Here is a 10,737-nt window from a genome sequence, read left to right as displayed (position 1 = left end):
GAATACACATTCCTTCCTGAAGAAGGATTTGATGGAGTAGAGATCAAGCGCTATAATGTAGTTATAGATAATCTTTCCCGCACTGGAAATGCGAAGATATTTGCCGGCGGTGATATTGCCAACAGAGTCAAAGATGCGGTCAGTGCCATTGCCGACGGACACGCTGCTGCACTGGGAATCGATAAATACTTTCGGGCCCTTTGACCTTAATTGAATAAATACTGGAGTTCCAATGATAAATACATTTGATGAAGTTCTGGATTTTGCCATCAGCCGTGAAAAGGATGCGGTTATGTTTTATCAATTCCTTCAGGGGTAAGCGCGTTTTGCTCCCCAGAAAGAAGTATTGAAAGAGTTTGAACTGATGGAAGTAGGACATGTGCACCTTTTGGAAGGGGTTAAAAAACGTCATTCCATAGAAAAATTATCCCAGTCCATACCCGATAATTTACAGCTTGCAGACTATCTCCATGATGTGGAGCCCGATGAAAACATGAGCTACCAGCAGATTCTGGTTGCCGCCATGAAAAAGGAAGAGCGGGCAGCCTTTCTGTATAGTGCTTTAAGGGATCAGGCTCAGGATGATGAAATCCGTCAGATCTTTGACAGGCTGGTGACGGAAGAAGAGAACCACCGGCATCATTTTGAATCTCTTTATGACAAGGATATTCAAGGGGATAATTAAAAAAATCTTCTAAAAATAGAGGTCTCCCGGGATCATTTCCCGGGAGACCTCTATTATCACTTGATATTAGACCTCTCTGCCATTAACATGATCAAACTCTTAATACAAAATAAGGATTTTTATGGTCAAAGATTCATTTATTTCAAAATCACGTACTGATTTGCTATTCAATAATCTTCCATCAGCCATAACAGCCAACTTTCTGGTATCTTCCGTCCTGATCTTTGTTTTCAGGAACAGTGATTTTCTCAATAGAGTCCTTTTTTATGTAATCCTTATCTGGATCGTGAATATTGGCAGAATTATTCTATATCTTTTAGCCCGAAGACGTATTATCAATAAATATTCTTCAATGGGAAACATTCTTTATATTGCTGGACTCGTATTTTCTTCGGGACTCTGGGGGCTCCTGACTCTGATCCTACTTCCTGTTATAGATTCGGCAACAGGGTTGTTCCTCTCTATTCTGCTTGTCGGATTCGCCACGGGGGGCATGATCAATCTGACAGCCAATTTCTATCTTGCCATGCTGTACCTCCAGATGATTCTCCTCCCCCTGATTGGAGCTACCTTTTTTCACCATGATCAATTTTATCTTGAGATACTGGTCACTCTGTTATTTTATGATGCCTTTCTGATTTTTCTGGTATCAAGTCTTTCCGGGCAGATCAGTCAGAATCTCAGATTAAAACTCAAGAACCTAATGAATCAGGAAAAAATACGCCTGAATGAACAGAGATTTGAAGCCATATTCAAGGAGGCTCCCATTGGAATCCTCTATTATGACAAAGACCTTGTCATTCAGAATTGTAACGAAAGCTTCTCCGGTATTCTGAAAACAACCACGGATAAGCTCATCGGACTATCCATGCACAATCTTCATGATCAAAGAGTTGTTCCTGCTTTAACCAGTATTTTAAAGAAAGAAACGGGCAGCTATGAGGGTCCCTATCATACCTTGAACTCGGATATTGATATTGTTTGTTCTTTAAAAACTTCTCCAGTCATCGGGAGTGAGGGAGAGCTGATCGGAGGAGTCTGTATTCTTGAGGATAATACCGAGAAAGAAGGGATCCTGAATAAAATAGAATATCAGGCTTTTCATGATTCACTCACGGATCTTCCCAACAGACAGCTCTTGATTGATCGCTTGAAGCAGGCGGTTAAGGCAGCTCACCGGCACCATCATCGGGGAGCCATTCTGTTTCTGGATCTGGATAAGTTTAAATTAGTCAATGACACAATGGGGCATCGTGTGGGAGATTTGCTCCTGCAGGAAGTAGCACTGAGATTAATTAAGCTGCTCCGTGAAGAAGATACGATCGCCAGGCTGGGAGGAGATGAATTTGTTATCCTTCTGCCTAATCTGACAGGCAGTGCCAATGAAACGGTGGTTTTCACCAATCTTGTCAGCAATAAAATCCATGAAACTTTAGCTGAGACCATAGTCATCGAGAACTATAATATTCAAATCTCAACAAGCATCGGTGTTTATATTTTTTCTAAAGAAAATCATTCAGCAGATCATATATTAAAATCGGCAGATACGGCCATGTACAATGCTAAAGAAACCGGCCGAAGCAGGACCAGCTTTTATCATTCCAGTATGGATGAATCAATGCTGAATCAACTGGTGCTGGAACAGGAATTAGCATCGGCAATAAATAATGATGAACTTGAAATGTTTTATCAGCCTATAGTCAGTCTTGAAAATCAGAAAATTGTTGCCGCCGAAGCTCTTTTAAGATGGGATCATAAAGAGCGTGGGTTTATATCTCCTGAGAGTATTATTCAAACTGCCGAAAGCTCCGGTCAGATTGTGGCTTTAGGAGACTGGATTATCAATAGAGTCTTTTCTGACTATAACAGATGGTTTGAAGACGGTAGTCCTGCACTGGAGTATGTCTCCATTAATATAAGCATCAAACAGATTATGCAGGCTGATTTTGTAAAAAACATGAAAATAAAAATGAATGAAACCCACATTCCTCATGAAAACATTGTTCTTGAAATCACAGAGAGCATTCTTATTTCGGATTTCAAAAATACAGTAAAAAAAATAATGGAACTGCAGGATTTCGGTGTTCAGTTTGCTCTGGATGATTTTGGTACGGGTTACTCTTCTTTGAGTTATTTAAAACGCCTGCCCTTGAACAAGCTGAAAATAGACCGGTTTTTCACGTGTAATCTTCTGACGGATCATGATGATTATATCCTTATTAAAACAATCCTCAGCATTGCCCAGCATTTTAACCTTGATGTCATTGCCGAAGGGGTGGAGGAGAAAAGTCAGGTTGATAAATTGCGTTCTATGGGCTGCTTCTACTATCAGGGATATTTCTGCAGTAAGCCCGTTCCCCCTAAGGAGTTTCTCCTTCTATTTGAGGATCAATCCCGAGGATCTGCTGCGGTCAGTGTCCCCTTGTCTGCCAATGATTTATAATATCCATTGAGTGCCAGGAGTTCCTGATGGGAACCCTGTTCAACGATCTCTCCCTGCTTCATCACATAGATTCTGTCTGCCTTCATGATGGTGGACAATCTGTGGGCAATGATGAGGGTGGTTCTGTTTCGGCTGAGATTCCAGAGGGCTTCCTGAATCAGACTTTCCGATTCATTGTCCAGTGAACTAGTGGCTTCATCCAGAATCAGAAGGTTCGGGTCTTTTAGAAAAACCCGGGCGATAGAGATGCGCTGTTTCTGACCTCCCGAAAGGAGAACTCCCCGTTCTCCTACCTGTGTCTCCAGGCCTTCAGGCAGGGAGTTTACAAATTCATCCAGATTAGCCATGGCCAGGGCAGCGGCAATCTCCTGCTCTGAGGCTTCGGGTTTTCCATAACTTATGTTTTCTGAAATTGTACCGTCAAAAAGAAAAACATTCTGCTGAACGATGCCTATGGTTTTGCGCAGACTGCTCTGGGTCACAGAGGCTATATCCTGACCGTCAATTCGTATCGTCCCCTTCAGTACTTCATAAAAACGGGGAATCAGAGCGGCGAGAGTGCTCTTTCCGGCTCCTGATTCACCCGCCAGGGCAATGGTTTCTCCCTGTGCGACCTCTAAGTTTATATTTTTCAGTATCCAGTCGGGAGATTTATCATATTTAAAGCTGACTGCTTCAAGAGTCAGGGCTGCGCCCCGGGTCATCAGGTCTACAGCATTCTTTTTGTCATTGATGTCCGGCTCGAGATCCATGATCTCCTGAAAGCGTTCGAAGGAAGACATTCCCTCCTGCAGCTGTTCCGTAAAATTAATGAGCCTGTCGATAGGCGGGAGAATCACCCCCACATAGAGAATAAAAGCCAGTAGATCCACCAGTGCCAGTTCTCCCCGAAAAATTAAAACAGTACCTCCGGCAATGATGCAGAAATAATAGATTTCCCGGAGAAAGTCCATGATGGAATGGAACCGCGCCATCCTTTGATACATGACTTCCTTTGCTATTCTGAAGGATTTATTTGTCTTATGGAATTTATTGTTCTCCATGGATTCATTGGCAAAAGATTTGACCTCACGGATACCCTGAACCGAGTTTTCAACAGTGCTGTTTATATCGGCTATTTCCTTTCGGATAGTTCGGAATCCTTTCCTTAATCTCTTACCCATATAGAGTCCCCAGAAGAGCATCAACGGGATGGGTATAAGGGAGATCAGTGCCAGGGATGTGTTGAAAACAAACATCATGATGTAGGCCATGATGAGGATGATAATGGAGATGATCAGGTCTTCGGGAGCATGGTGGGCTACCTCGGCGATGACACTGAGATCGTTTGAAATACGGCTCATGAGGTGCCCGGTTTTCACCCTGTCAAAGTAGCTGAAGGACAGCTTTTGTATATGGGCAAACAGATCTTTCCTCATATCCGCCTCTATCCTGACTCCCAGGATGTGGCCCCATTTAACCCGGATGTAGGTCAGAAAGGCTTTCAATATATATATGCTCAGCATCAGGATGAGGGTATTCCTGATGAGGAGAATGTTTTTTGAGGGAAGAGATGTAGCCAGGAGTGACCGGGTCAAAAAAGGAAAGAAAATGGCCAGCACCGATGCCGAGACCGCACAGAACATATCCAGAATAAAAAGTTTATTGTGTGGTCTGTAATAGGCTATGAATTTTTTAATCATACACCATGATAACCAAAGATTTCGGCTCTGCCAATCAGCATTTCAACGGAGAGTAAAAAATTACACGGTTGATCATTTTACTGATATACTGAATTCCATTATGCAATATGACGCCATCGTTGTGGGTGCAGGTCTGGGAGGACTCTGTGCTGCCTTTGAATTGTGCCGTAAAGGACAGAAGACTCTGCTTCTGGAACAGCACAACCTCCCGGGAGGTTATGCCTCCAGTTTTGTCCGGGGACGCTTCGAGTTTGAACCCTCCCTTCATGAATTACCCGATTTAAGATCAATTAAAGAGGCCTCGGGAGTCATCCGCTACTTAAAGGATGATGCCGATCTGGATATTACTTTTCTGTCCATTCCCGAAGCCTACAGGGTCATCCTGACGGATGAAAATGTGAATGTGCGTATGCCCTTCGGCAGAGAAAACCTGATCGATGTCATTGAAAAAGAAGTGCCTGGAAGCAGGGAATCTGTAAGCAACTACATGGCCCTTTGCCTGGAGGTTCAGGACTCTTTTGCCTACCTGAACAATCATCAGGATGATCTGAACTACCTGGAATTGCTGAGAAAACACGGAAATTTTATCCGTACCGGCTCGTATACTGCGGAAGAGGTGGCGGATGTCCTGAAGGTTCCCCGGAAGGCCCGGGATATCCTTTATGCCTACTGGTGTTATCTCGGTGTCCCTATGGACCGGATGTCTTTTACTCTCTGGGCGGCCCTTCTGAATTCCTACATTGCCAGCGGGGCGGTCATTCCCAAAGACAGGTCTCATGAAATTGCCTCGGCTTTTATTCAAAAAATTGAAGCCCTGGGAGGGTCTGTCTGGTTCAACAGCAGAGTCGATAAAATTGAAGTGGATCAGAACCGTATCCAATCGGTGAAGCTGGCCTCGGGAGAAATCATTCAGACTAAAAATGTGATCTGCAATACATCCCCCACCAGGGTATTCAACACTTTGATTTCCCCCGTCTCGTCCATACCCGAGATGGCTCTTAAAAATGTAAACTCCCGGATTCACGGGTTCAGTCTGGTGGTTGTTTATCTGGGCCTGGACATCGATTACAAGACCCTGGGTCTGGAGGACTACAGTTATTTCATCGCTCCTCACATGGATACGTCCAGGCTGTATGATACCATTCATGATATCCATAGTACCGAGCTGATGCAGGCGGCGGTCTGCCTGAATGCAGCCAATCCGGATTGTTCTCCTCCGGGAACGACCATCCTCTCCATGGCGGCGGGACAAAGCGCTGATGCCTGGAGGGAGGTGACTCCCGAAACCTATGTCCAGTCCAAAGAAGTCCTTGCCGATATCATGATAACTCAGTTTGAAATGGCGACCGGCGTGGATCTGCGCAGCCATATTGAAGAGATAGAAATAGCCACTCCCCAGACCTTTGCCCGGTACACCGATTCCTACAACGGACTGGTCTACGGTTATGAGCCCGAACCCTGGGATGCCATCCTCCCCCGGGCTCTGTCCCTCCAGGAAGAGAACTATATTCAGGGACTCCAGTTTTGCGGCGGTTACTCCTATCGGTCTCATGGATACGGCAGTTCCATCCTCTCCGGCCGGGCGGCGGTTGAAAGGGCCTTATCTCCCAAGGGGGCTGTATCTTGAAAGTCGTTATTAAAAACAGCCTGATCGATCTGCTTGCCTTCGGGAAACATATAAAACTAAGGAAAAAGATATTTAATGCTGCTTCAGCCCACAGGCTGGAACAAGGGTATATCAATACCCTTTCCCGGACACTCCATCCTGCAAGACAGGATCTTATTATTGAGTCTCTCCTGGAGGAAAGTCCGGATATTAAGACTTTTCGTCTTGTGCCTGTGACTCCGGGAAATAGAATTGCATCCTTCCGTGCCGGACAGTATCTTGTACTGTCCTTTGAAGAGGAGGGGATGATCCTCAACAGGCCCTTTTCCATCTCATCTTCCCCCGGAGAATCTCGGGAAGGTAATTATTACGACATTTCAATCAAACGGAAAGATAAGGTGAATGACGGATTTTTCAGTGATGCCGTCTTCAGAAACTGGATTCCCGGATCTTCCCTTTCCGCTTCCGGCCCACAGGGAGCTTTTTATTATGAACCATTACGGGATGCCTCCCAGCTGGTCTGTATCGCCGGTGGGTCGGGGATTACTCCCTTCCGATCTATCCTCACGGAAGAGCTGGAAAATCACAAGGAACTGAAGGCGACTCTGTTCTATGGTATGATCCATCTGGAAGACTATGCCTTTGCCAAACATTTTGAGACTCTCGCCGAGAAGAACCCCGGTCGATTGACCCTGGTTCCGGTCGTTCAGGAAAGTCCTTCTTCCTGGCAGGGATACAGCGGCTTTATTGATGCCCCGTTGATCCGGAAAGAGCTGGGAGCAATGACTGATGGCAGTCATTCCTTCTTTCTTTGCGGCCCTCCGGGACTTCACCAGCATATGGAAAAAGTCCTTTCCGATTTTTCACTCCGAAAAAAATATTTCAGGAGAGAGAACTATGGTGAGGGTACGAAGCACTCCCTTACCCAAACGGACTATCAATTGAATGTATTCATCCGGGGATTGGAAGTCCGTATCAGTGCCTCTTCCAAAGAGACTCTTCTGACGTCAATGGAGCGCCATGGGCTGGAACCTCCGGCTTTCTGCCGATCCGGAGAGTGCGGCTGGTGCCGCAGTCAGCTGGTTTCAGGAGAAATTGCGGTTGATCCTGGCCTAACCGGTCTCCGGATGGCCGACCGGAAATTCGGATGGATTCATCCCTGTGTCTCTTATCCTCTGAGTCCTATTACCCTGAGGATTCCTGATAATCCTCATAAATATTCGTCTTGAAAGGAGTCAAAAATGGTATTAGTTGTCGATTCAGCCCTGCAGCTGGAACCCCCTACCGTCAAGGAACTCGGGGTGGAAGTTGCAGAATATCCCCTGTTTTTAAACGGTGAGGAATATCCTGTTTCCATGGACATGAGCCGGGAGGCTAAGGATAAACTCCGCTTGCTTCTCAAGGACAAGGATAATAAGGTCACCACCTCGGGTTTAAGAGAAGAGGATCTTCGTGAAATCTACCTCAGGCACAAGGGTGAGAAGATCATCTCCCTTCATCAGAGCAGTAAAGCCTCTACGGCAACCATTGCGGTGATCAACAAACTCCTGACCGAGTTTGAAGACCTGGATATTGTGCATATTGATGCCCAGCATCTGACCGGGGCCTACTCAGTGATTGTCCAGCAGGCTGGCGAAGCCTTGAATCGGGGGATGGAATATGAAGAATTGAAAGAATATATCCTGAGAACAAGAGCCAATACACGGCATCTGGGTGTGGTATATGATCTTTTTTACCTTCATAGAACCGGCAGAATCGGACTGGCTAAGGCCGTCATGGGCACGGCCATGAAGATCATTGCCCTCCTTGGATCTTCTGAACAGCCGGGAGTCCTGAAATCAATCGGGAAAGTGAAAAATTACACCCAGGCCAATCAAAGGTTCATTAAAATGATCTGTGAAGATATGGCTGCAAACAAGGGCACCGCCCTGAGGGCCGTTCTATCTGTCATCGGGCCCCACGAGAAGGAAGCGGCCCATTTAAAAGCCCTCCTGGAAGAGCAGGATTTTAAGGTTCATGCCGAAATCCACTATACAAATCATAGTAATATGCCCCATGCGGGGCCGGATTTTTATGACATAGGCTATACTATTTTACAGGATGACAAGGAATTTTAAAATGACCAGCATTGATGCTGATTTACTCAAGGAATCTTTTGTAAAAGCCTCGCATCACCTGGAAAAAAATCACAGGATATTGAATAACCTGAATGTTTTTCCTGTTCCTGACGGTGATACGGGATCCAATATGTCCAGCAGTCTGAAGGCCGCGGTTTCCAGACTGGAGGAATATAATCCGGCGACTCTGAGTGATATTGCCCGTATCTTTTGTGAAGAACTCAATAACCACAGCCGGGGAAACTCCGGTTTTATTCTGGCCCGATTTTTTGCCGGGTTTTTTGCCGAACTCGCTGATGCCGGGGAAAACCAGAATGCCATCTCTTCGGCTGGACTGGGAGATCGATTCTCTCAGGGGTCTTTTCTGGTCAATACCTCTCTGTTTTCACCAACAGAAGGAACCATGATTACCATCATTGCCGCCATGAGTGAATATATGAGGACCGTGGCAGATGTGGATATCCGGACTATTTTTTCCGGTGCCCTGTCTGCAGCCAGGGCTGCTCTTGAAAACACCCCCCGTGAACTCCCAGTCCTGGCAAAGGCTGGTGTGATCGATTCAGGAGCTCTCGGCTTTATCCTTCTTTTTGATGGATTTCTTTCGGGTCTGACTGGGGTTGAACCAGTTGAAGAAAAGGAAGATGACTATAGATTTCCTCCAGAAAAACCTTCTGCTTCGGAAGAAATGAATACAATCAGTTTTCGGTTTTGTACGGAAATTCTGGTCAGGACCGATCAGGAAATTCCCCCTGAAGATTTGAGAATATTTTTAAGAGAAAGAGGAAACAGTATTGCCCTGGTCAATGAGTCGGAACTTCTCAAACTGCACATTCATACGAATGATCCCGATGAGATCATCGAATATCTGTCGAAGTTCGGAGTCATAGAAAAGACAAAAATTGAGGACATGCAGGATCAGGTGAACCTTTTCAACAAGAAGGCGGAAGCCACGGATAATGCTGTACTTGTGTGTGTCCCGGGAGATGGTTTTACAGTGATCTTCCGGAATCTGGGTGCCGAGTATGCTCTCTCCTATGACGAGAAACTGCCTTCCGCCCGGGAAATCTCAGAGGCTCTGCATAGGATTAATAACGAACACATCATCATCATTACAAACAATAAAAATATTATTCCGGCAGCTATTATGGCCCGGGAAAGCTGCGAGAAGGCGGTATCCATCCTTCCGACAGAGAGTGTTGCCAAGGGTATCGCCGCCATGTACGGATTCAGTGAGAACGATACCATAGCCGAGAATGCCAGGAACATGAATGACTGCCTGGAGTTCGTACAGAGCTTTTCTCTTTTTGAAAGTTCTATGGACAGCCGCTTCGGAGATGTTGATATCAGAAGAGGAGATTTTTTCTCCCTGTCCTCAGGAGATATTCTGGCGGTTGGACCTTCCCGGGAAGGAGTTATCCAGGAAAGTTTTAAACATTTTGACCTGGCTCTTCTCAGTAATATCTCCTTTTTTACCGGCCTGAGTTTTGACTCGTCCTGCATGAAAAATGTACTTTCCTTTCTGATCGATCAAAATGAATCCCTTGAAATTGAAACCCTCTTTGGAGGACAATCCAGGGAAGACCTGATCGTCTCGTTGGAATAAATAATCGGGGATAAATAATTGTTAAACAGCTAAAGGAGATTCTACTGATGTTTCAATTTATCATCATCTCAGTGACCGGGTTGATCATTTCTTATCTTTCGGGCAGTGTGAATTATGCCATTCTGGTGACCCGTCTGGTCAGTAAAAAAGATATCAGGACCATGGGAAATAAGAACCCCGGGACCTCCAATGTTATGCGTTCTGTAGGTAAACCATGGGGATTCCTTGTTGGATTTCTGGATGCCTTTAAAGCCATGGCCCCCCTCATTCTTTTCCATCTCCTTTACTTTAAGGAAACAAATAATCTGAACTTCGCCCTCTTGTATCTTTTAGGAATGGCGGCTGTTCTGGGACACTGTAAACCAGTTTTCTTCGGGTTCAAGGGAGGAGGAGGGATCGGCACCATGCAGGGAGTCTCTCTTTTTTTTATCCCTGTAGAATACCTGATTTCCATGTTCATCAGCGGTATTATCGTCCTTATTTTCTTTAAAAAGACAAAACATAAGCTCTCTCAGTGGACACCGATACTGTTTGTCACTCTCACACCTTTTCTGACAATGGGTTTGAATCCCTTTATAAACATTCCCCTTTTTGCGCATAT

Annotated in this window: 9 protein-coding genes; 8 read left to right on the top strand and 1 reads right to left on the bottom strand. The window is 45.3% G+C overall.

Features of this window, described 5'->3' with window-relative positions; genetic code table 11:
- From PF479_RS11610 to PF479_RS11600, 3 genes are all read left to right on the top strand, one after another.
- Positions 1-204: hypothetical protein (locus tag PF479_RS11610; protein WP_298006601.1), on the top strand; the 204-nt coding region annotated here is incomplete at its 5' end.
- Positions 205-346: 142 nt separating this feature from the next.
- Positions 347-685, top strand: coding sequence for a ferritin family protein (locus tag PF479_RS11605; protein WP_298006598.1), 339 nt, complete (start codon positions 347-349; stop codon positions 683-685).
- Between the two features lie 121 nt (positions 686-806).
- Positions 807-3,128, top strand: a complete 2,322-nt coding sequence (locus PF479_RS11600; protein WP_298006596.1) for an EAL domain-containing protein — start codon at positions 807-809, stop codon at positions 3,126-3,128.
- On the opposite strand, the gene PF479_RS11595 is transcribed toward PF479_RS11600, so the two are convergent.
- A complete protein-coding gene (locus PF479_RS11595; protein ID WP_298006593.1) occupies positions 3,074-4,810 on the bottom strand; it encodes an ABC transporter ATP-binding protein in 1,737 nt (578 codons plus the stop codon). The genes PF479_RS11600 and PF479_RS11595 overlap by 55 nt on opposite strands.
- Positions 4,811-4,910: 100 nt before the next feature.
- Between PF479_RS11595 and PF479_RS11590 the strand changes: the two genes are divergently transcribed.
- The 5 genes from PF479_RS11590 to PF479_RS11570 all read left to right on the top strand — a co-directional run.
- Entirely contained in the window at positions 4,911-6,437 is a 1,527-nt protein-coding gene (locus PF479_RS11590) for an NAD(P)/FAD-dependent oxidoreductase (RefSeq protein ID WP_298006590.1), read from the top strand.
- Entirely contained in the window at positions 6,434-7,645 is a 1,212-nt protein-coding gene (locus PF479_RS11585; protein WP_298006587.1) for an iron-sulfur cluster-binding domain-containing protein, read from the top strand. Before PF479_RS11590 ends, PF479_RS11585 begins: the two co-directional genes overlap by 4 nt.
- A 12-nt stretch (positions 7,646-7,657) precedes the next feature.
- A complete protein-coding gene (locus tag PF479_RS11580) occupies positions 7,658-8,533 on the top strand; it encodes a DegV family protein (RefSeq protein ID WP_298006583.1) in 876 nt (291 codons plus the stop codon).
- A gap of 1 nt (position 8,534) precedes the next feature.
- On the top strand, positions 8,535-10,136 hold the full coding sequence (locus tag PF479_RS11575; protein ID WP_298006580.1) for a DAK2 domain-containing protein: 1,602 nt from the start codon (positions 8,535-8,537) through the stop codon (positions 10,134-10,136).
- Positions 10,137-10,183: 47 nt separating this feature from the next.
- The coding region (locus PF479_RS11570) for a glycerol-3-phosphate acyltransferase (RefSeq protein WP_298006577.1) at positions 10,184-10,737 on the top strand (554 nt) is incomplete at its 3' end.

Source organism: Oceanispirochaeta sp., assembly GCF_027859075.1.
In the GTDB taxonomy this organism is placed as follows: domain Bacteria; phylum Spirochaetota; class Spirochaetia; order DSM-2461; family DSM-2461; genus Oceanispirochaeta.
The sequence above is the reverse complement of the archived record's forward strand: the minus strand, read 5'-3'. Positions and strand labels throughout refer to the sequence as shown.

Excerpts from the sequence above, each read along its gene's own strand:
- PF479_RS11575 (WP_298006580.1), top strand. The coding sequence starts at position 8,535 with ATGACCAGCATTGATGCTGATTTACTCAAGGAATCTTTTGTAAAAGCC.
- PF479_RS11580 (WP_298006583.1), top strand. The coding sequence starts at position 7,658 with ATGGTATTAGTTGTCGATTCAGCCCTGCAGCTGGAACCCCCTACCGTC.
- PF479_RS11595 (WP_298006593.1), bottom strand. The coding sequence starts at position 4,810 with ATGATTAAAAAATTCATAGCCTATTACAGACCACACAATAAACTTTTT.
- PF479_RS11590 (WP_298006590.1), top strand. The coding sequence starts at position 4,911 with ATGCAATATGACGCCATCGTTGTGGGTGCAGGTCTGGGAGGACTCTGT.
- PF479_RS11600 (WP_298006596.1), top strand. The coding sequence starts at position 807 with ATGGTCAAAGATTCATTTATTTCAAAATCACGTACTGATTTGCTATTC.